This window comes from Paenibacillus illinoisensis NBRC 15959 (assembly GCF_004000925.1).
Classification (GTDB): Bacteria; Bacillota; Bacilli; order Paenibacillales; family Paenibacillaceae; genus Paenibacillus; species Paenibacillus illinoisensis.
Genome location: NZ_BIME01000002.1, coordinates 412,279 through 433,542 on the forward strand (window position 1 = coordinate 412,279; position 21,264 = coordinate 433,542).

Here is a 21,264-nt window from a genome sequence, read left to right on the forward strand (position 1 = left end):
ATCAGGCAGCTGCCGATCAGGAGCTTTCCTGCCGAGAAAGTTGGAATTTCAATGATTCAGCAGGGAACCAAGACGTTTCGAAACATTAGCCTTGCGTTGTTTGCCGCAGGATTCGTTACGTTTGCGTTGTTATACAGTCTCCAACCTCTTATGCCGGAGATTAGTGCCGCATTTGACATTACTCCGGCACAATCGAGCCTGACGCTTTCCGTTTCAACGGTGGCCATGGCTATCACCATGCTGTTTATCGGCACGTTGTCTGATGCCCTTGGGCGGCGATTCATCATGACGGCATCCTTGGTGCTATCTTCCATCATCGCAATTCTGAGCGCATTCAGCCAGGGATATACAGATTTGTTGCTGCTCCGCGTCCTGCAAGGCGTGGCACTTGCGGGTCTGCCTGCCACGGCGATGACGTATTTGTCGGAAGAAATTGAACCAGTTAGTTTGGGGTACGCCATGGGGCTGTACATCAGTGGCAACTCCATCGGGGGTCTGGCAGGGCGATTTATAAGTGGAGTTATCACGGACTGGTTCAGTTGGCGGGCAGCCATTGGATTTATCGGTGTGCTTGGCCTATGTGCAGCTGTTGTCTTCTGGTTGGTCATTCCGCAATCACGGAATTTTATCAAGACTTCTCCGGGATTAACCAAGGCGCTGCCTCTACTATGGTCACAATGCCGGAACCCGCGGCTTCTCAGTTTGTATGGGCTGGGCTTCTTATTAATGGGCGGCTTTGTTACACTGTTTAACTACATCGGTTTTGAACTGACCGGTGCTCCGTATCATCTAAGCCAATCCTTGGTAGGAAGTCTTTTCGTCGTGTATCTTATGGGCACAGTCAGCAGTACCTGGATGGGCAGGCTTGCCGACCGTTATGGACGGTCCCATGTACTTAGCATTACCATTGCGATCATTCTGGCGGGTGCCATCTGCACCATGCATCCGGCATTGTGGATTAAAATTGTGGGTCTCGGGTTGTTCGCCTTCGGATTCTTTGGTGGGCATTCCATCGCCAGCAGCTGGGTCGGTCTTGTTGCGGCCCATCATAAGTCGCAGGCAAACGCCCTGTATTTATTCTTTTATTATGTTGGTTCCAGTGTTAGTGGAACGGGCGGGGGATATCTGTACAGCCATTTTGGATGGATCGGCATTGTAGGCATGATCGGCGCGTACGCCGTGGCGGGTTTTGCACTATGCCGTTTTCTCCTGATTGGGCAAAAACAACAGACGACCGGCACTCCGATATACTGAGAGACAACTCGAAATGTTAAAGGTCAGAATGCCATTCACAAATGAAATCCATAGTGATTCGATTATGAAGGGTCGTTTATAGATTCTTGAAGAACATCACCGTTATGAGAATCTAAATATGATATTTGAACCGTTGATCTGTATTAAGATCAGCGGTTTTTTGATGTGTACCTTTGATCTGTAAACAAGTGGATTCAGTCCCCAAATCTTCTGGTATGTTCTCTGGAATGTATCATTCTAAATAGGCGCGATCTGCTAGTTTGTTGTCGCTCTCTGCTAGTTACACATCGAAACGTTAAGCGTATCATTAGATCCGTAAGTCAGCGAGAGGATGCTTCTCAGTCCGAATGTGTCAGTCAGCAGTAGGAGGTGCAAATGAATGACAACCCATTCCTGTGACCGAATCAAATTGCCGACAGGTTTTTGGGAGGGTCTGGGTCAACTCGGGATTGCCTCGCATGATGTAGCCCGCAAAGCCGGATTGCCACTCACCATTATCACTGAGCCGGCTCTTAACACTGATCAATATTACGCGATTTGGCAGGCGTATTCCGATTTGGCGGGTAATATCGCCCAGGGGATGATCAAACTTGCAACCATTTATGAAGTGACGAAATATCCACCAACGATATTGGTCACGTATCACGCTCGTAATTATCGCGATGCGTTATACCGGATGGCCCGATATAAACAGCTCGGTCCTCCCGAAAACTTAAGGATGACTGAAGATGGCGAGGAATGCATCATCGAATTGGAGTGGCTTGTTTCCGATCAAGCTTGTCCACCTTTACTGGTGGGTGTCACACTGGCATTTCTGCTTGAACTGGGACGACGGGGCACAGGTCAGCACTTGATGGCCAGCACCGTAGAATTTTCGCAGCCGATGGGAGATGTACAGGCTCTTGAAGCTTACTTTGGGTGCCGTATTCGAACGAATGCCGGTCGCAACCGCTTGACGTTACATCGGAAAGATCTGGATCGTCCTTTTCTTACCTATAATGAAGAGTTGCTCGAGATTCTGACTCCTGCGCTCGACCGCACGCTGCATGAACATCAAGGCAATCGTTCCCTGCCGGACATGGTCAAGTGGATCATGAAGCGCAGCTTCAGCGGCGGACGTCCGGATGTACAGACGGTTGCCAAGGAATTGGGTATGAGTGATCGTACTTTGCAGCGCCGACTAACTGATGAGAACACAAGTTTTAACTATCTGCTTACAGAAGCGAGGCATGAACAGGCGCGTTTGTATTTGGCAGACCTATCACTCGATATCAAGGAAGTGGCATTCCTGATTGGATATGAGGACCAAAATTCGTTTTACCGCGCATTCCGCACTTGGGAAGGCGATACGCCTGCCCATTGGCGAAGCGAACATGCGGAAGGTTATACACACGCAGAAGATATGCCATCAGGAAGAATGAATATTCATTAATCAACCAGAACAGAGGAGAAATGCATCATGGATATGGGATTAAATAACAAAACAGCGTTGGTAACAGGTTCCACGAAAGGAATAGGCAAAGCGATTGCCATCGAGTTGGCCAAAGAAGGGGTCAACGTACTGATTAATGGACGGAATCATGAAGATGTTGAACGTGTCGTCGGAGAGATCAAGTCGGCGTACCCGAGTACTTCGCCTCGAAATGCGGCAGCTGATATCGTCAATGTTGCTGAGCGCGAAGCATTGTTTGCAAAGTTCCCGCAGGTTGATATTTTGGTAAATAACACCGGGATTTATGAGATCATGTCTTATTACGATGTAGATGACGCCGTGTGGGAAAAATACATTCAGACTAATGTGCTTTCCGCAAATGCACTGACCAAATTTTACATGCCCGCTATGCTGAACAGCGGATTTGGCCGGATCGTCTTTATAGCGAGTGAAGAAGCCGTGATGCCAGGTCATATGCCGCAATATGCCGTCACCAAGTCCATGCTGCTCTCATTATCGAAGAGTCTGTCCAAGCTGACAGTGGGAACGGAAGTAACGGTCAACACAATCATGCCTGGACCAACACTTTCGGAGAATGTACAACAGATCATCGAGAGCGTTTATCAGGATGAAAACCTGACTTTTGAAGAAAAAGAAAAAACATTCATGGCTGCGAATCTCCCGCAATCCGAGCTGCAGCGTTTCATCAGACCGAGCGAGATTGGCAGACTTACTACATTCGTATGCAGCCCTTATGCAGCGCCATTTAAAGGTTCACCGATTCGTATGGATGGAGGAATGGTCCCTACGATTTACTAAACATATCAGCTTGAAAATGAAAGTATAACTGTTATTCTGGCTGCGTATATGTTCATTTTCAATGATCGGATGTTGGTACAAATTGTAGTTATTCAAATCATCTAGTGCTTGAAAGTCACATGTTGGCGAGCTTAAGGGCTCGCCTTTTTTTCGTTAGCTGCACTTTTCTTCTGATATGCAGTTAACTTGTCTCACTGTACCGTATCGTTGTATAAACAGTTGAAAGAGTATGATATCGCTGATCTAGAAGTTATCCTTGTCTTCTTAATTAACGGCCCTTTTCTAGTCGGACCTTAGCAATTTGTTGGAAGTCGCTATTTTGCGGCTTTTTTTGTTTTGACAGGACTAGTTAGATAGGAGGGTGACCTCTATGCATTGGAATAAGGTGTACGACCTATACGGTGACTTGCTGCTATCTATATTTTTTATATTGATTTTTGTTGTAAAACGGTTTTAAGTGCCGTAATCTAATTTTGATTGAAATATCAATTATATTAGTTATTAAAGTAACTTATTGAGAAATGGAGAATAAGCTTCGATGAAGTCATCTGATTTAACCCGTCCATTTTACTTTTTATGGACGACCCAGACTGCTGCGAATGCAGCAGACGTGCTTTACATCATGGCACTTACAGTGCTGGTCCTTGATCGAACTGACTCTCTTGTATCGGCAGCGCTTATGCCGCTAATGCGCAGCGGAGCCCAAATGCTGAGCAGTTTGATTGCGCCATTACTGATTAATCGTTTCAAGTTGTCCAACCTTCTATTGATGTCACAAGTGGGACAATTTTTGTTATTCATTGGCTTGGCGGTTTATTTGCAGTTTAACGGAGAGGCTTCATCACTTGTTTTGGTGTTTTTGCTTGTATTCGTGATGTCTTTTCTCGATGGATGGACAACTCCGGCTCGTAATGCACTTGTTCCGCGTTTGGTATTACGTGAGCAAGGTCTGCTCAAAGCCAACGGACTGCTTAGCGTCAGCGATCAGATCGTGCAATTTGCAGGCTGGGGACTAAGCGGTATCATCGTTGCATTTATGGGAGCTAGCCCCACTTTATTGCTCACCGCTGTTATTTATGGTCTGGCCGCGGTATTTACGCTGGGTGTCAAAGAACCCATGAAATCGGAAGTCGTCGAAAAGGAATTAGATGCAATTTCGAATCCCATATCGGAAATTGGCACATCCAAATGGCATACGTTAACTGAAGGCTGGAAAATGATATGGGAAACGCCTCGCCTGAGGGTGCTAACCTTTATGGACATTATCGACATGCTCGGAGCATCGATTTGGGTAGGCGCATTTACCCTTGCTTTTGTACAAGTTGCACTTGGTCAAGGCGAAGAATGGTGGGGATTTATTAATGCGGCTTATTTTGCAGGGACCATAGGTGGTGGTTTGCTGGTACTGGCACTGGCACGGATTATCGGTAACCGTTATGTATTGGTGATGATGATTGGTATGGCTGGATATGGAGTGCTGACCGCGCTTTATGCACTTAACACGCTGCCTTTTGTCGCTCTTATTTTAGTCATGTTAATGGGGCCATTCGCGGAACTCTCCGTGATTAACCGCCGCACATTGATTCAGCATAGTGTAGACAAACAGCTGCTGCCCAAGGTGTTATCTGCTCAAGCTTCACTTATGCATCTCGTATTTTGCATTTCGCTGCTGGGCATGGCTGGACTTGCCGAATACATCGGGATTGTGAATCTCTATTTGTTCGCGGCTGGACTAACCATTCTAGCACTTTTGGTAGGTTTGCTGAGCTACCGGGCTTTCCGGGACCAAGCCGATCATACTCATATAAGCGGGTAACATATGCCATGTACCATGATTAGAAAACGATAACGTTAATAAAAAATCACGGGCAGTCTGCGGAATGGCGTCTGCCTTTTTTAATCATGAAATTTGAATCTGTTTGAATGATTTAAGAATTTAAGGATCTAAGAAGTTATGAGGTGTGAACGCTACTGACATACCGTGGTCAGTAGCGTTCATTTATGATTTACAAGGGTGGAAGCTTGTTCTGACCTAAAGTTGTTTTGGCATTGTATCTTTTATTGTAGAAAGGATGTACTTTAATGAATTTCGCTTCTGTACGTGTAATTACCGACGACGTGGATCGTCTTGTCGAGTTCTATGAGGAAGTACTGGGCATCACAGCGGAACGTCCCGCGCCAGTCTTTGCCGAACTCGTTCTGCCTTCGTGCACTCTGGCTATAGGCCACTCCCAGACGGCACCACTGTTCGGTGTTGGTTCCGCAGTGGCTGCCTACAATCGCAGTGTCATCCTCGAGTTCCGTGTTCATGATGTCGATGCCGAATACGAACGTTTGAAGCCTGTTGTTAATGACTGGGTGAAGGAACCGACTACGATGCCGTGGGGGAATCGTGCGATATTGTTCCGTGATCCCGACGGCAATCTCATTAACCTCTTCCAGCCAGTGAGCGAGGAAGCGATTAAACGGTTCAGCGGTAGAGGTTAAAAGTCTATCACTAGTTAACCGAAATCAAAGCAGCTGATCCATATGATCAGCTGTTTTTGATTTACTTCTAACCTAACGAAAGGATAGCGTCTGAGCTAGAGGTGACTCAATAATCTTGTTATATGAATAGCATGCCTATTGAAAATAGCTGCATCAAATCCATAATATTCAATTTATTTAGTAACTTTTTCCGTATTCGAGCGTTTAATAGTATGACTTTTAATAGATTGAAATTTGCGAGGGAGCGAAAGGGGAAGAAATAAAGAATGAATTTGAAAAAGAATATGTCCATAATCACGGCGGTGGCTGTACTTCAAGCATTTACAGTTGGTTCAGCGAGCGCACAAACCGTGGATCAAGGGGAAGCAGCAGTTGTAACGCCTGCCAAAGTAGAATCCGTAGAGGTCATGAAGAAAGAACAGCCGCTTACCGAGAATGAAGTGAAAATAAAAAGCAGCACATCATCAAAAGGTGAATCTACTGTAGAAGACACGGAAGCCTCCAAATCAGCAGTCGTGGAGACAACACCGGCGGCAGAAAATGATCCGGCTGCTGTTGATCAAGCAACAACAACGAATGAATCCGAGGAGGGTTCCGCGATCCAGGAAGGAACTGCCGAGGATGACAAGACGCCAGCTACGCCAGCTATTCCAGCTCAAGTAGAGCAGCCTGCAACAGGTACTGCTGCCGGAACGCCGGGTGGAGACCTTACATTGTACATGAACAGCAATAAAATGGAGCAGGATGGAAAATCGTATCTTGCAGGCCAGCCAATGACTGTCAAAAACGGTGTATCCTATGTTGCGATTCGTGCTTTGGTGGATCGTGTGGGATACGGAGTTAAATACGATAACAAAACCAAGGAGACCATTATTATCAGTGGTGACAATGAGCTCCGATTCAAAACAAACAGCAAGGTTTATACCGTTAATGGTGAGTCCAGAACGATGAAAGGCCCTGCGTATCAGCAAAAAAATACGTTTATGGTGCCTTTAACTTCCATTACTCAAGCTCTGAACATTTCCTACAAAGTGAATCAGTCGGCGAAAACCGTTGTGCTCAATTTACATAAGAAACCTGTTGCAAGCTTTGTGATTTCCCAAAAGGAAATTTTTGCGGGAGATACAGTGGATTATGTGACTTCCTATAGTTCTCCAAACGGTCTGGAGATCACGAGCGAACGCTGGACAGGTCGTCAGGATTCGTTTGATCAAGCGGGTACATATACCATTTCATATCAAGTTCAGGATTCAAACGGCCAGTGGAGTGATCCCTATTCGGTTACAATTCAAGTGTTGCAGCCTAATCTTCCACCTGTAGCCATGTTCACAACGGACAAGGACCAATATAAAATGGGTGAAAAAATAACGTACATGGATCAAAGTACAGATGATGAAGGCAAGATTGAGAAAACGGTTTGGGATAACAATCCGCTTGCATTCTTTGAACCTGGACCCAAAACGGTAACCTTGACCGTCACAGATAACCATGGTGCTACTGATACGTATTCCAAAGTCATAAACATAACCAATGAGACGTTATATAATTTCTCGGATTTTAATTTACTCTTCACTCCGGTTGGACAGAAATTTACCTTCAATGGTGGCGAAGTGACTTCCATGGAGAAAGTACCTTATACGTATAGGGATGAGGCAAGTCTGCTCATTCGCAGCAACAGTCCTGAAACGGTTAATACGGAAGGCATTGTGTACCAGGAGTCTTCTTCGGGGCAGACGCGCTTCATGATTCACCATGTGAACAATACAGGCAAACGAGTAAAAATGTATGTTATTGCGACAAATAACAACCCATATCCGGCAGTATTCGAGCAGCAAAATATGGGCTTCGCAGGACCTACACCGTTTGCTACTGTAGCCGGCAAATTGTCTATTGATAAATGGTTCAAGTCGATACAGACTGGAGCGGATCAAAAGAAAGAATATTTTGAACCAGGGGAAAGTAAACTGATTTTGACTGAACTCAATAAAACTCCGATGAAAGAAGGACAAGTAATCTCACTGTATTCGGATGCATTCAGCGATTATTCCCTGGATTATAACGTTATTCTAGTTGAAGAAAATAAAGACCCGTTCGAAGCGTTACCAACGCTGCCTGTGCTCGATCGTGACGGTGTGCACAACCGTGGCACATACCCGAATGCAACTCGTGTTATAACGTACGACCAGCAAGTGGGAGCCACGCCAGCGCGATTGCCCCTTGGAGACAATGCCAGTGACCCGAATTTGGTTGGAACGGATCCGATGGCTTACACGGATGCATCCAATGCAGGTAACTTTGGGGTGTTATACAAAATCACGTTAAGCAATGTTGCTCCGCGTACACTGATCTCGTTTAACCCACGTGGAGGAAAGTACTTTGGAGTAGCTCTTGTTAACGGTCAAGTTGTACAAATTGTCGATGGTAGCTTATCGATCAACACGTCCAGTGAACAAAGCGTACTATACCGAACAGGATCCTCTTCGGAAAGTGTAACGATCCTTTTCTCAGCAGCCCCAGGAAGCAACCTGCCAGTTAACCTGCTCTTTACACCGCTCCCAATGGAGAAGTAGTGTAGTTGATCTTATGGACCAGAGTGATAACAAATAATTTATTTTGCTTAAGCATGGAAAGAAGGACTCCTTAGGGAGTCTTTTCTGTTATACAATCGCTGTTAGAAGAATTTGACGGCAGGGAAGTAGAAAAGTCTGTTAAAACTAAATTATCTCTATTACGAACGATATAGGGGGATAACAACGATGGCATTTCCTGATCCAACATGGGCAAGGTTAGGATTTATGGAACCACCGGATTTTCATAATTCCGGCCATAATATTGGAGTAGTAATCATTGATAAAATGAAACCCCATCATACAATTCGCCACTTGGGTGACCGAATTAAGTACGTAACTGTCGAAAATGATTTAACTATAAATTGCAATAATATTGCATTCCAATCTTCAGGTGAGGTAGATGAGGATGTCGGTGAACATGGCTTGATGACAATATTAACCCTTGCTCATAAACCTTTTTTTTTAGAAGGAAAAACACATGTAGGTCTTTCTCCTGCTGCAAACTTCATTGTGCTTGACCATGGTGCTTTCAGAGAAGGTGAAGGTGAGCGTTTAAAATATGGAATGGATTGGGTCCTGAAACAGCCAAACTGGAATATTAAAATTATTTTATGCACAGGTTGGCATGCTTCGGATAATCCTGTACTCCTACAGAAAACTCATAAAAATTCAACAGTTCAAGCTTTAAATTCTGCAGTCCAAAGAGGTTTGATGGTCATCTGTTCAAACGGTAATACCAGATTGGGCAACATTATGCCGCCTATCGAATATTTCACTGTGGGCGGCTTCAATGATCGTGGGAAGGCGGAGCGTCACCTGCATTTGCCTTATCCCGATGAGCCGTTTGGCAAGAATGGAGATGGTCATTTCAGGCCAGATATTCTAGCTCCAAGAGTATACCTAACGCTTCCTTTCTGTGAATCCAAGGAGAGAGAAGAACAGGTATCATATTATTGGGGAACTTCCGGTGCAGCAACACTCGTAACTGGTATTGCTGCGTACTTATTTTCTAAATATCCCGAATTAGATTCAAAAAACTTACGTAGTAAATTGATTGAAAATGCTGATCCAATAGAAGATTACAAAAATAATGCACCAAGAATAAATGTAGGTAATGTAATTCATAGTTTAGAAATGCAGGTCAACCTGAAAAAAGCAAACCCATGTGTATCGAGTGTCCGTATTGCTAGCCATGACCACCATTCTATAGAATCTTTAGATGATATTGAAAGGGGGTTAGCTTTATCCAAACTTGTTCAACAACAAATCGTAACTCGACAAGAATTATGGAAGTATGCTGAAGATGAATCCGATGTAGTAAGGAAAATTGCAGTCTACGCCTTAGCTAAACCAGAAGACGAATATGAGAGAAGGCTCTATTGGAAACGATTAAGCGAGGAAAGCGAGGGAGGAGTGCGCGGTTGGTATGCGCACGGATTGTTACAAAATACGAATGAATCTGAAGTATCCAAGTGGATTCCATGTTCCACAGATAGCAATTGGGCAGTCCGTTGGTCTGTTAGTGAATACTTAGCTAGATATGATGATTCCTTTCCTCAATTGGAAAAGACGCATGATCCGGATTTGATACAAGAAAAGGCTAGTAAGGTACTGCAGTGGTTAAAAAAAATCCAAGGATTTAATGTGAAGAAGAACAGGCTTGAAAACGGTCTATAAAACTCGCTAATAGGACGTAAAGATCTCCATAAAATGGACCAAGCTCGGCAGTTCCAGACCGTTTCCCTTTAAATGTTACATATCTTTCATATTGAATTGCATACGTGCGAGCATGTCTGTCATCATGGCAACTTCTTCCTCACTGAAATCAAGCAGCATCTGATGAACGAACTGGTTACGATCCTGTTTGAAGTTGGCTATATGTGTGAGTCCTTGTTCCGTTAACCGAACGAAGGTTTCTCTTTGGTCAATGGGATTTCGTCTTCTTGATACGAGACCATCTGCTTCCAGCTGCTTCAAATGGCGTGTAATGGCAGCACTGTCGATGTGAATGGCTTTTTGCAAATGGCTTTGAGTCACCTCTTCATGAATATAGAGATGGTACAGCAGAACATATCGTGAGGAACTGATCCCCGTACAACGTTCAAATTTGGGTTTCAGCTGATTACTTATATTTTTAAGTAGAATTAGTAGGTTTTCTTGCTCCAATGAACAATTCATGTGTGCCCCTCCTTGAATGGTGCTGAATATCCTGGAAAAGCAGCCTGGTAACCAAGGCACATCTCTTCCAAGACATTCAGCAGCTAAAGGCAACTATATCACAATGTGATGGCTGTTCGCATTATGGCATGCAGCTAATTTGATTTAAGCCCAGAATGTAGTTTCTTCTGCGGGCAGGCGGTAGGAGGTATATCCCTCGCTCGCTGCTTTACCGATGGTCAGCAGCATCACTGGTACATAACGTTCTTTATCCAATCCAAACACTTCGGCAATTTGATCTTTTTCATATCCACCAATTGGATTGGTGTCATATCCATGCGCACGGGCAACCAGCATTAATTGCATGGAAACCAGACCGGAGTCAAGCATAATGACATCGTTCATTTCAGCATCAGACATGTTGTTATAGATCGGTTTGAATGCATTCAACTGAAAGTCCTTAACAGCTTGCGGCATTAATCCGAGCTCAACGGCTTTTCCATAAATGTTTTCGGCATAATCAAAGTTGTTTTTGTCAGCAAACACGGCAATAACAGCTGAAGCTTGAGCTACTTTTTCTTTGTTGAAGCGGGACAGTGGCACAAGTTTGTCTTTTCCCTCTGGTGTATCCACAACAAGGAAACGCCAAGGCTGCATGTTAATGGAGGAAGGAGCAGTGCTCGCTTCGTTGATCATTTGAGTCATTTCTTCTCTGGTAATTTTGACGGATGGATCATAAGTCTTAATCGAGCGGCGTCCGTATATAATTTCATTAAAATCGTTTGTTTTTTGAGATGGTTTCATAATCATTTCTCTCCCTTTATCTAATAGTTGATGCATCAATATTTGACTAGTCAATAGTTGATATGTCAAATATAATTGAATTCTTGAATCATTTCAACCTTTTTATTATGTTAAAATATGCTAAACCATAAGATGAACGATTGTATTGTTCAGTTGCACAATAAGAAAATAAGCCTTTGTCGAATGTAGTTGATTAGAATTGAACTGGTGAATTTAAAGTGATTAAAAGAAGAGGGGATTGTCGAAATGAAGACAATTAAGGCTATGATGGAGCATCTGTACTGGGCCGACGGACGCATCTTGGACGCGCTTCAGAAAAGTGAGACGAAGAACAAAGGCCTGTTAAAGCTGGTTAGGCATGTCGCGGTTGCAGAACGTGTCTGGCTATCCAGATTGCTTGGCAAGGATAGCGGGCAGTATTCGTTATGGGAGGAGGCAGAAGACCTCTCGGTGATCCGGTCGATGTTCGAAGAAAACGCCAAGCAATATCGCGTCTATATGGAAGGACTTGATGAATCCCGGTTGGACGAGATGCTTGACTACGTGAACCAGAGCGGGGTTCTCTTTCAAACGTCTGTCCGGGACATCCTGTCACAGGTTATCTTACATGGGCAATATCACCGGGGACAGATCAACCAAGCGCTTCGAATTGAATCGGCAGAGCCTGTTCAAATCGATTACATTACGTTTGCGAGGCTATAAGAGAAGCTAACACTCAATAGATTGAAAGGAATTGGGTTTAACATACCGGCTAACGGTAGCTCAATAAAACGAGAAAATTTACCGGAATGACAGCCGACAGCTTAACGGTTTAAAAAAAATAGCAAGGAGCTTCTGTTACTAGCTCCTTGCATAGTTATTCGATCATGGCTCCAAAATCGACTGAGCCCGCCCTCTAATCTAAGCGGCGCAGCGGTTTTTTTATTTGCAAAGCATTACTTTTTGAAAGCAGTGTTTCTTCAGAATGCCAAGATCAGTAAGAAGAGCTTAGACAATTCCTTTCTCCATCGCTTTACTGATCAGCGTAGCAAAAAGGCTGTTAGACCAAGCGAACCATTCACGTGAAAAATCGGAGGGATCATCGGGGTGGAAGCCTTCATGCATATACCCGGTATCTGCATCAGTCCTGATCAGCATATCAATTAATTCTTTCATTTCCTCATCATTATCTGCTGTTAGTGCCTGCATAGACAGTGCCATATGCCACACATAACCTCCTGGCGTATGCGGACTGCCAATGCCTTTGGCATGTTTACCCTCGAAGTAGAACGGGTTGTCGAAACTAAGAGCAAATCGGCGGGTGTTTTGATATATTTCATCCTCCACCCCTACATAACCAATATAAGGAATAGATAGTAATCCCGGTGTGCCAGCATCATCCATCAGGGAATAATTCCCGAATCCATCCGTTTCATAGGCGTAGATTCGACCGTATTTCGGATGATTCACAATCCCGTACGTCCGGATGCCGAAGTCAATTTCCTTGCGCAGCTTTGCTGCTCGGGCAGCCAGTCTTTCGTCTTTATAGATAACGCTGGTGATCTCACGGATATACTCGAGAATCACCACAGCGAACATGTTGGAGGGGATGTTGTAGCCGAATTCGCAGCTGTCATCACTCGGGCGGAAGCCCGACCAGCTCATGCCGGTGTAGTTGACAGGCATGCCGCGTCCGTTATTGTGCAACGTCTCCGTATCCTGAAGCGTCTGCCGGATAAAATGGTAGGACGACTTCTCTCCGTGGTACTGCTCCGTTTCAATAACGTTCACAATGGAGCTGAGTGCTTGGTAGCATTCGGTATCGAAGATATCGGTTTGCTCCGCTTCCTTCCAGTACATATAAGCCAGCTGAACGACAAAGCAGAGGGAATCCAGCTCGTATTTGCGCTCCCACATCCAGGGATTTAAATTGCAATCGTCCGTAGCCCGGTAATGCTTGTCGCTAGCTGTTTCATTAAATGCATTCGTGTACGGGTCGATATTCACATAGAACATCTGCCGGGCAATCAGGCCGCGGAGAATCCGCTGAAGCTCAGAGTCGTGTTTGGCAAACGGAATGTAGTGGCGCACCTGCTCTGTAGAATCGCGCAGCCACATGGCTGGGATATCGCCAGTAAAAACAAAAGTAGTGCCGTCTTCAAGCAGTTTGGTTGTCGTCTCAAGTGTATTAGGGAAGCAGTTGCGGAACAGCTTTTGCAATTTGGGATGATGGGCAAGGCGTTCGTCGGCCTCATTCAAATACTCGGTAATGGAAGATGGCAGGTTCATAGTCAAACTCCTCCTACATAGTTAGGGTAAGGTTGCACGGTTCATATTAGAAATCTTCTGATATCATCCGTGCGTGGGGTAGCCTTGGCATTCGTAGCAAATGTTTGCATACTTGTCTGTTGATCACAATATGTAACTTTTGCAGCGTGAAGGGAGGTTCATAATTCACACATTATAGCCATCTTTCATCTAGGGGTATTTACATCATGGCAAGCCGAAAAGTACCGCTGCAGCGGGGTTTTACGTGCTTTTTAATATGACAATGCACAACCTACATATTTACGGTGTCAGCTAGGTTTCACTACAATTTGAATTGTAAGCGCTAGCATAGGAGAGGTCAGCTAAATGCAAAGCGGATACAAATTTATTTTATGTAACGAAAAAAACCATAGAGAGGAGTGGGAGAATGAAGGTGAGTCATGCTGCAGTATCCGTAAAACCTTCATTAAAGAACAAATCCCTTGGCAAAAGAATCTGGAAAAATTGGGAGCTTTATTTGTTCATGCTTCCCGCGTTGTTGTATTTCCTCGTTTTTCATTACGGCCCGATGTACGGCATTCAGATTGCTTTCAAGAATTTCGTACCTTCAAAAGGAATTACAGGCAGTGAATGGGTTGGCTTTGACCATTTTGAACGATTCTTCAATTCCTATTTCTTTTGGGATCTGCTCTGGAACACGTTCAGCATCAGCTTCTATGAACTCGCGATCGGGTTTCCACTTCCGATTATTCTGGCGCTAACCTTTAATGAGGTGCGGAACGGTCCGTTCAAGAAATCGGTTCAGACGGTAACCTATGCTCCGCATTTCATTTCCGTCGTTGTTATGGCGGGGATGATCATTACTTTTCTTTCGCCTTCCAGTGGAATGATAGTCCGGTTCATCGAATTCCTGGGCTTTCAACCTGCACAATTTCTGACGGACCCGGCCTGGTTTAAGACGATTTATGTTTTCTCGGGTGTCTGGCAGAGTACAGGGTGGGGTACGATTATTTATCTCGCGGCTCTGTCTGGCGTAGATCCCCAGCTGCATGAAGCTGCCATTATGGATGGAGCGAGCCGGATTAAACGGATGCTGCATATCAATCTGCCGACCATTGTACCCACGATTACAATCATGCTGATCTTAAATATGGGGAATATCCTGGGCCTTGGCTTCGAGAAAATTCTGCTGCTGCAGAATTCACTCAACATGGAAGCTTCCGATGTAATCTCCACCTATGTCTACCGCGCCGGTCTGGTGGATGCCCAGTATAGCTTCTCAACGGCTGTTGGCTTGTTTAACTCGGTAATCAACGTGATTTTGCTTGTTACTGTCAATCAGATTGCCAAACGTACCAGTGAGAATAGCCTCTGGTAGAAAGGAGTTGAGGTCTTTGGTTACTGCCATGAAAGAGTCCAGAGGGGACAAGCTGTTTGTGATTTGCACCTATATTTATTTGGTTCTTGCTCTGCTTGTGGTTCTCTATCCGCTAATCTATATTCTCAGTGCTTCCATCAGTTCACCGCAGGACGTCAATTCGGGAGCCATGTGGCTGTTTCCGAAGAATGTGACACTGGATGGCTACAAGCTTGTTTTCGATAATCCGAAGATATGGAATGGTTATTTGAACACGATTATCTATACGGTGGTAGGGACACTGGTCAATCTCGCCGTTACTCTGCCAGCCGCGTATGCGCTTAGCAGATCTGATTTTGTCGGGCGTAATCTATTCATGGGTCTCATTCTGTTTACGATGTTCTTCAGCGGCGGGCTCGTGCCGACGTATCTGCTGGTCAAGAATCTCGGACTCATCAACAGCATGTGGGCATTGATTCTGCCGGTGGCTGCTTCAGTTTGGAATATTGTTGTGGCCCGCACCTTTTTTCAGACAACTATCCCAAAAGAGCTGCAGGAAGCGGCTCACATCGATGGCTGTACGAATCTGAAGCTGTTCATCCGCATTATTCTGCCATTGTCAGCACCCATTATAGCCGTTATGGCTCTATTCTATGGAGTAGGCCACTGGAACAGTTATTTCCCGTCCCTGATCTATTTGAATGATGAAGCCAAATATCCACTGCAGATGGTTCTGCGCCAGATTCTTGTCCTTCAGGAGATGTCGGCTGAAACCACGGGCGCTTCGATCAATAGCGAGGTAGCGACCGCCATGAATAACAAGGCTGAAACGGCATCACTAATCAAATATGGAGTCATTGTGGTTTCCACGCTGCCGATCGTGGCGGTGTATCCATTCCTGCAGCGTTACTTTGTCCAAGGGGTCATGATTGGCTCTGTTAAAGGTTGAACTATTAGAATGTGTATATAACAAGGGAGGAATTATTCATGCAGACCACACGCAAACCATGGAAGCTTCTGTTGTCTTCGGCTCTAGTTCTTACACTGCTGGCAGGCTGCAGCAATGCTGACAAAGGAGCAGGAGATAACAGTACCGGAGCAGTTGCTGTGAATAAAGAGGGTTTCCCGATTGTTAATGAATCCGTAACTCTCACGCTTATGGCGCCGGATGTAGGGATTCAGAATTGGGAGAACATGAAAGTACTCCAGCAGATGCAGGAGAAGACAGGCATTAAGCTGGAATACAGGAATGCACCGAAAGACAGCTTCGAGACCAAGAAGAATCTGGTGCTCGCCAGCGGAGATTACCCGGATATTCTCTATGCTGCCGGTTTGACCACTGCGGAGCAGATGAATTATGGAGAGCAGGGTATCCTCGTTCCCCTGGAAGATCTGATTGAAGAATACGCTCCAAACTTCAAGGCCTTGCTGGATGAGAATCCGGATGTCCGCAAATCCATTACAGCACCGGACGGGCATATTTATTCTTTGCCGGTAGTCGAACTCAGTCAGCATTGGTATCGTAACCCCATGTGGTACAACGGGGACTTCCTGAAAGCATTGAATATTGACAAGCTTCCCGAAACGACAGAAGAGCTGTATACCTACCTGAAGCGTGTGAAGGAAGAAGATCCGAACGGCAACGGTATCGCCGATGAAATTCCGATATCCTCGGTAACAACACCTGCTGCCAACCTCCGTGATATCCGTACCTGGCTGCTTGGCGCCTTCGGTATTTATGAAGAAGAGGTATACGTGGACGATAACGATAAGGTGCACTATACACCGCTTGAAGAAGGATATAAGGAATATTTGACCTATATGAATCGTCTGTGGTCCGAAGAGCTGCTGGATCATGAGAGCTTCTCGCAGACGGCAGAGCAAAAAAAGGCTAAGGCACAGAACAATCAGGTCGCCCTTTTCTCCGACTGGCATGCCTACATGTCCAAAGGCGGAGAGCCTTCGACGGCAGATCCGATGTTTGCACCGGTCCGCAGCGAATCGGTTGATGCTCCGGCGATTGCGAAGAACAGAGGCATTACAACGGGTGCCTTTGCCATTACGGAGAGCAACCCGGCGCCGGAAGCCTCCATGCGTTGGGTGGATTATCTCTATTCCTACGAAGGTGCCATGTTCTTCAATAAAGGGCCAGAGGGCATTCTCTGGGAATACACCGACAAAGAAAACCGGGTCAAGAAATACTTGCCTGTACCGGACGGAAAGGAAATGGAAGATTATCGAGCCACTCTGACACCTAACTACGGTATTCCTGCTCCGACCCTGTCCATGGATGATATTAGTAAAGGGCTGAAGACAGACTTTGATCTCTGGGTAGAGAAGGAAACTAAGCAGAAGCTTCTCGATAAAGGCGCACGGATTCCGTTCCCAACACTGTTCCTGACCGTGGAAGAACAGACGGAAATCAGCAACCTGAATTCCGATTTGAGCACTTACGTGAAGCAGATGGAAGCGAAGTTCATCACCGGTGCAGAGCCGCTAACCAGTTGGGACAATTATGTGGCTACCGTTAAGAAAATGGGCGGAGAGCGTGTGGCTGAAATTAATCAGGCTGCGTATGACCGGTGGAAATCCAACTAATCAAGCCTCTGCGCAAACTATACCTTGAACATGTATCCCAGGAGGAACAGACATGCAAATAACGAGACACCCGAACAATCCCATAGTCGTCCCGGGCGGCTATGAATGGCGCAAGGTTACGGTCTTCAACCCGGCGGTCATCATAGATAACGACAAATTTTACATGATTGAGCGCACTGCAGGCTCCCTGACTCCATGCAAGAATTATCTGGGGCTGCTGGAGAGCGATGACGGCGTTAACTTCACCCACGTGAAGGACGAGCCTATTGTGACGCCCGATATGCTGGGTTTTCCTTATGGTAGTGTGCAGGACCCTCGTATTGTCAAAATTGATGGAACCTTCTATCTGAACTATGCCCTGCGTCCCTGTGCCATGAGCTATTATCCTACCGGAGCAGGCGTCCCCCTGCGCTCTATACCCGAATATCCGGACGGCTGGGGGGAAGAGGAGGGACATTGGTTGACCCGGTCCTCCATTCTGAAATCAGATAATCTCCTGGATTGGGAGTTTGTGGCGGATACGACGCCTCTTGATATTAACGACCGGGACAACATTCTGTTTCCTGAAAAAATAGGTGGCAAATTCGTGCTGCTGCGCCGCCCCGAGGAATATGTGGGAGAAGGCTACGGTACGGATAAGGCGGCCATGTGGATTACCTACTCCGAGGATCTGGTGAACTGGGAAGAGCCCAAGCTGCTCGCCACCGCCGGAAACTTGTCCTGGGAATCGCGGAAAATTGGGGGCTCGACGCCTCCAATCCGGACCGACAAAGGCTGGCTGGTGCTTTATCACGGCGTTGATGAAGATATCGTCTACCGCGTGGGAGCAATGCTGCTGGATTTGGAGCAGCCTGAGAAAATCATTGCCCGGACCCATCATTTCATTATGGAGCCGGAGACGTACTACGAGAAATTTGGATTCCAGATTCCGAATGTGATCTTCCCGACAGGAAACGTGGTCAAAGACGGACTGCTCTATATCTATTACGGCGTAACGGATACAGCGATTGCTCTCGCCACGGTTCCTCTGGATGAACTGGTAGAGCATATTCTTTGGGAAGGGCAGTAAGCAGGGCCAACTTGGTTAGTGATTCAGGTGCTTTGCGGGGGAAGAAGAAAGCCCGGAATTAAATAGGCCTTTTCACAACAGTCCCCTTCAAAGCATGTTCTTTACGATATTGCCCTGGTGTCAGACCGATTTCTTTTTTGAACTTGCGGATGAAATTCGGCGTATCCAAATAACCGACCTGCTCGATAATTTCCTTGAGCGGTGCGCTAGTGTTCTCCAACAGCCGGATAACTTCATCCACACGTTTATGCCAGATATATTGTGTGAAATTGCTGCCAGTCTTTTCTTTGAAACTCCGGCTCAAATACGAGGTTGAAATGGCAAACTTAAGCGCCACATGTTCCAGGCTGAGTGTGTAGTCTGCGAACTGCTCGTCCACGTATGTCAGAATGTCATCCATTAACGACGATTCGCTAGTCTCCGTATTCCGCTCGACCTGCATGCATATGTCAGCGGCCAGAGAGAGCAGGCGGCTCTCCAGCTCTTCCAGCGTTTCAAAAGAGGTCAATTCCGGCATATTGGCGAACACACTGTCCATCCCAAGTTCGGAGGCCGTGCGCAGAAAAGCGTTCAGCAGTTCGAAGCAGATGCAGCGCAGCAGATGAACCTGCAGCGGCTCGTCTTTGATCATCTCGATGGTATCAGCAATCATCTGGACGGCTACGGGTTCGTTGCCCTGTTTCAGACTCTGCTCCAGCTTCAACATGGATTTGCGCGGAATCCAGAAATTCTCGGTGGCGGAAGGGTTCAGCTCTGCAAGCTGCTCAAAGTAGGTTACCTGTCCGCTGCGACGGATCATTCGGTGTTCCAATGCCGCAGCAGCTTCGATAAACGATTGGTTAAGACGGCTCAGGTCGCTGTATGCCATACCAACTCCGATGCTTAAGGACAGCTGCGAGTGCTCACGAATGATCGTTTGAATGCCTTCAATAACCTGCTCCATTCGGGTCTGGACCAGCATGTCCGCTTCTCCGGGAAGTGAAATGATCAGGGCAAATTGGTCCTTAACCGAAAATTCCACACCAAAGATCTGTGCACCAGAAGTGGGCAAGCACACATTGCTGAGGATCTCCTGCAGGAGATGTCGTTCCTGCCAGGACTTGCTGCCCGGCTTGGTGTCATCCCAGGACAGTATAGCTGAGAAATAGAGGCCTTCTCCCTGAGGATGCCTGAAGCCGGTACTGAAGATCATCTGCTCAATCTCAGGGTCGTCCGGTTTGCCGTGCTTAAGCAGCAGCAGCATACACTGATTGCGGACGAAAGGCTCCTGTAAATTTATTTTGGCACTGTAATCGTGGAGAGTCTGCCGGATCCATTCCCACTCATTGCGAACCTTAGGAGCATCCTTGCCGCTGCTTTTCAGCTTGGCGAATTCCATCAGATCCCTGATCGGATGGTACTGCCGTTTGGCCAACAGCAGTGCCGCAGCTATTCCAGTGATTACTGTAATACAAAAGACAATTAAAATCAGGGTCTGAACATGGGCCACACGGCTGAAAAATTGGAAGCTTGGCATCGTGGTCACATAGGTCCATCCATTTTCTTCCGATTGCACCGAAACGACGGAGTGTTGTTCCCCGTCCAGCTTCAGATTATGAATTCCAGGCTCAAGTCCGGATATCTTCTCAAGCTCGTTCTGGGGAAGGGTGACGCCATAGCTGTTTGCGGTCAACACCTCTCCGGTAGGACCGAATATATAGCTGCTCCCCGTGAAGTCACTCAAAATCGAATCCATAACTCCGGTAAGCTTGGATTCTTTCATTAAATAGACAACCGTTCCATATGGATAGGGGTCATTCGGTTTAATGGGTACGAGCATGACAAGCATTGGATCCGTCCGGGAATTAATGGTTACATTTTCCGCGGGACGTACTAGCGGTTGTCGGGTTTCATTTAAGTCCTGCCGCAATTCTGCAGGGGTCCAGCGTTCAAATTGATAGAGAGTATCGAAGGTAACATGAAGATCAGCAAGACCACGGTGAGAATAGATGTTGGAGTCGTTATGGAAATACAGAAGCAGGTCCTCGGCAATGTTGCTGCTGGCTTTGTAATTCGCCAAGGCTTGTATCGCCTCCATGCTGTAGTAGGGATCCTTCACCATGTATGGGGTCAAATACTTGTCATAAGCGATTCGTCCGGCTATTTCCTGAAGCTCGTTCATACGGGTATCTATGGTGTTCTTCACCTGATTCAGCTGATTAACATTGGATTGTTCAATTTCGACACGAAGGCCCTTGACAGCGTTTTCATATACGAAAATAGTAACCCCTGTTAGAGGAATGAGAAATATGAGGATGTAGGAAAACGCATATTTCAGAAGAAGTCTTGATTTGAAATGATTCCAGCTGAGTCTGAATTGGTTGAGCAAGGATGGCTTGATTGCCGAATTAGCCATATAGTTGTCCCTCCCGCATTTAAAAAGTTCGAATTAGTCATTTTGGAATATAAATTAATGTTCTGTTCTGGAGTA

The 21,264-nt window shown here is 46.0% G+C and carries 16 protein-coding genes; 12 read left to right on the plus strand and 4 right to left on the minus strand.

Annotated elements, in window-relative coordinates; genetic code table 11:
* Positions 1-45 precede the first annotated feature (45 nt).
* The 7 genes from PIL01S_RS07240 to PIL01S_RS07270 all read left to right on the plus strand — a co-directional run bounded on the left by PIL01S_RS07240 (position 46) and on the right by PIL01S_RS07270 (position 10,239).
* Positions 46-1,254 carry an MFS transporter gene (locus PIL01S_RS07240; RefSeq protein WP_164764194.1) on the plus strand — a complete coding sequence of 403 codons (1,209 nt, stop codon included), beginning with the start codon at positions 46-48 and terminating at the stop codon, positions 1,252-1,254.
* 379 nt (positions 1,255-1,633) lie between these two features.
* A complete protein-coding gene (locus tag PIL01S_RS07245; protein ID WP_127536923.1) occupies positions 1,634-2,686 on the plus strand; it encodes an AraC family transcriptional regulator in 1,053 nt (350 codons plus the stop codon).
* Between the two features lie 27 nt (positions 2,687-2,713).
* Complete coding sequence (locus PIL01S_RS07250) at positions 2,714-3,505, plus strand: SDR family NAD(P)-dependent oxidoreductase (RefSeq protein ID WP_127536924.1); 792 nt, start codon at positions 2,714-2,716, stop codon at positions 3,503-3,505.
* Between the two features lie 538 nt (positions 3,506-4,043).
* Positions 4,044-5,321, plus strand: coding sequence for an MFS transporter (locus tag PIL01S_RS07255; protein ID WP_127536925.1), 1,278 nt, complete (start codon positions 4,044-4,046; stop codon positions 5,319-5,321).
* 266 nt (positions 5,322-5,587) lie between these two features.
* The gene (locus PIL01S_RS07260) at positions 5,588-5,992 is read left to right on the plus strand and encodes a VOC family protein (protein ID WP_127536926.1); all 405 of its coding nucleotides are present in this window, start codon (positions 5,588-5,590) and stop codon (positions 5,990-5,992) included.
* Between the two features lie 266 nt (positions 5,993-6,258).
* On the plus strand, positions 6,259-8,562 hold the full coding sequence (locus tag PIL01S_RS07265; protein ID WP_127536927.1) for a stalk domain-containing protein: 2,304 nt from the start codon (positions 6,259-6,261) through the stop codon (positions 8,560-8,562).
* Positions 8,563-8,748: 186 nt separating this feature from the next.
* Positions 8,749-10,239, plus strand: a complete 1,491-nt coding sequence (locus tag PIL01S_RS07270) for a S8 family serine peptidase (RefSeq protein ID WP_127536928.1) — start codon at positions 8,749-8,751, stop codon at positions 10,237-10,239.
* Positions 10,240-10,314: 75 nt separating this feature from the next.
* Here PIL01S_RS07270 and PIL01S_RS07275 read toward each other — a convergent pair whose 3' ends face one another.
* Positions 10,315-10,740 (minus strand): MarR family winged helix-turn-helix transcriptional regulator, encoded by a 426-nt coding sequence (locus PIL01S_RS07275; protein ID WP_110823002.1) that lies wholly within the window; start codon positions 10,738-10,740, stop codon positions 10,315-10,317.
* A 144-nt stretch (positions 10,741-10,884) separates the two neighbouring features.
* Positions 10,885-11,523, minus strand: a complete 639-nt coding sequence (locus PIL01S_RS07280) for a nitroreductase family protein (RefSeq protein ID WP_127536929.1) — start codon at positions 11,521-11,523, stop codon at positions 10,885-10,887.
* A 246-nt stretch (positions 11,524-11,769) separates the two neighbouring features.
* Here PIL01S_RS07280 and PIL01S_RS07285 point away from each other — a divergent pair, with 246 nt between their 5' ends.
* Positions 11,770-12,225 (plus strand): DinB family protein, encoded by a 456-nt coding sequence (locus PIL01S_RS07285; protein WP_127536930.1) that lies wholly within the window; start codon positions 11,770-11,772, stop codon positions 12,223-12,225.
* A gap of 285 nt (positions 12,226-12,510) precedes the next feature.
* Here PIL01S_RS07285 and PIL01S_RS07290 read toward each other — a convergent pair whose 3' ends face one another.
* On the minus strand, positions 12,511-13,791 hold the full coding sequence (locus PIL01S_RS07290; RefSeq protein ID WP_127536931.1) for a glycoside hydrolase family 125 protein: 1,281 nt from the start codon (positions 13,789-13,791) through the stop codon (positions 12,511-12,513).
* 406 nt (positions 13,792-14,197) lie between these two features.
* Between PIL01S_RS07290 and PIL01S_RS07295 the strand changes: the two genes are divergently transcribed.
* Genes PIL01S_RS07295 through PIL01S_RS07310 form a run of 4 tightly spaced genes read left to right on the plus strand, consistent with a single transcriptional unit; the run spans position 14,198 to position 18,794 of the window.
* A complete protein-coding gene (locus PIL01S_RS07295; protein ID WP_127536932.1) occupies positions 14,198-15,148 on the plus strand; it encodes an ABC transporter permease in 951 nt (316 codons plus the stop codon).
* 16 nt (positions 15,149-15,164) lie between these two features.
* Positions 15,165-16,076 carry a carbohydrate ABC transporter permease gene (locus PIL01S_RS07300; protein ID WP_127536933.1) on the plus strand — a complete coding sequence of 304 codons (912 nt, stop codon included), beginning with the start codon at positions 15,165-15,167 and terminating at the stop codon, positions 16,074-16,076.
* A 38-nt stretch (positions 16,077-16,114) separates the two neighbouring features.
* Positions 16,115-17,725, plus strand: coding sequence for an extracellular solute-binding protein (locus PIL01S_RS07305; RefSeq protein WP_127536934.1), 1,611 nt, complete (start codon positions 16,115-16,117; stop codon positions 17,723-17,725).
* 52 nt (positions 17,726-17,777) lie between these two features.
* On the plus strand, positions 17,778-18,794 hold the full coding sequence (locus PIL01S_RS07310; RefSeq protein ID WP_127536935.1) for a glycoside hydrolase family 130 protein: 1,017 nt from the start codon (positions 17,778-17,780) through the stop codon (positions 18,792-18,794).
* 58 nt (positions 18,795-18,852) lie between these two features.
* Here the strand turns inward: PIL01S_RS07310 and PIL01S_RS07315 are convergent, their stop codons facing one another.
* Entirely contained in the window at positions 18,853-21,189 is a 2,337-nt protein-coding gene (locus PIL01S_RS07315) for a helix-turn-helix domain-containing protein (RefSeq protein WP_127536936.1), read from the minus strand.
* Between the last annotated feature and the right edge of the window lie 75 nt (positions 21,190-21,264).

Bases quoted from the DNA above. Each gene is read 5' to 3' on its own strand.
- PIL01S_RS07270 (WP_127536928.1), top strand. From the start codon at position 8,749: ATGGCATTTCCTGATCCAACATGGGCAAGGTTAGGATTTATGGAACCA.
- PIL01S_RS07290 (WP_127536931.1), bottom strand. From the start codon at position 13,791: ATGAACCTGCCATCTTCCATTACCGAGTATTTGAATGAGGCCGACGAA.
- PIL01S_RS07265 (WP_127536927.1), top strand. From the start codon at position 6,259: ATGAATTTGAAAAAGAATATGTCCATAATCACGGCGGTGGCTGTACTT.
- PIL01S_RS07275 (WP_110823002.1), bottom strand. From the start codon at position 10,740: ATGAATTGTTCATTGGAGCAAGAAAACCTACTAATTCTACTTAAAAAT.
- PIL01S_RS07250 (WP_127536924.1), top strand. From the start codon at position 2,714: ATGGATATGGGATTAAATAACAAAACAGCGTTGGTAACAGGTTCCACG.
- PIL01S_RS07310 (WP_127536935.1), top strand. From the start codon at position 17,778: ATGCAAATAACGAGACACCCGAACAATCCCATAGTCGTCCCGGGCGGC.
- PIL01S_RS07260 (WP_127536926.1), top strand. From the start codon at position 5,588: ATGAATTTCGCTTCTGTACGTGTAATTACCGACGACGTGGATCGTCTT.
- PIL01S_RS07305 (WP_127536934.1), top strand. From the start codon at position 16,115: ATGCAGACCACACGCAAACCATGGAAGCTTCTGTTGTCTTCGGCTCTA.
- PIL01S_RS07245 (WP_127536923.1), top strand. From the start codon at position 1,634: ATGACAACCCATTCCTGTGACCGAATCAAATTGCCGACAGGTTTTTGG.
- PIL01S_RS07255 (WP_127536925.1), top strand. From the start codon at position 4,044: ATGAAGTCATCTGATTTAACCCGTCCATTTTACTTTTTATGGACGACC.
- PIL01S_RS07315 (WP_127536936.1), bottom strand. From the start codon at position 21,189: ATGGCTAATTCGGCAATCAAGCCATCCTTGCTCAACCAATTCAGACTC.
- PIL01S_RS07285 (WP_127536930.1), top strand. From the start codon at position 11,770: ATGAAGACAATTAAGGCTATGATGGAGCATCTGTACTGGGCCGACGGA.
- PIL01S_RS07280 (WP_127536929.1), bottom strand. From the start codon at position 11,523: ATGAAACCATCTCAAAAAACAAACGATTTTAATGAAATTATATACGGA.
- PIL01S_RS07295 (WP_127536932.1), top strand. From the start codon at position 14,198: ATGAAGGTGAGTCATGCTGCAGTATCCGTAAAACCTTCATTAAAGAAC.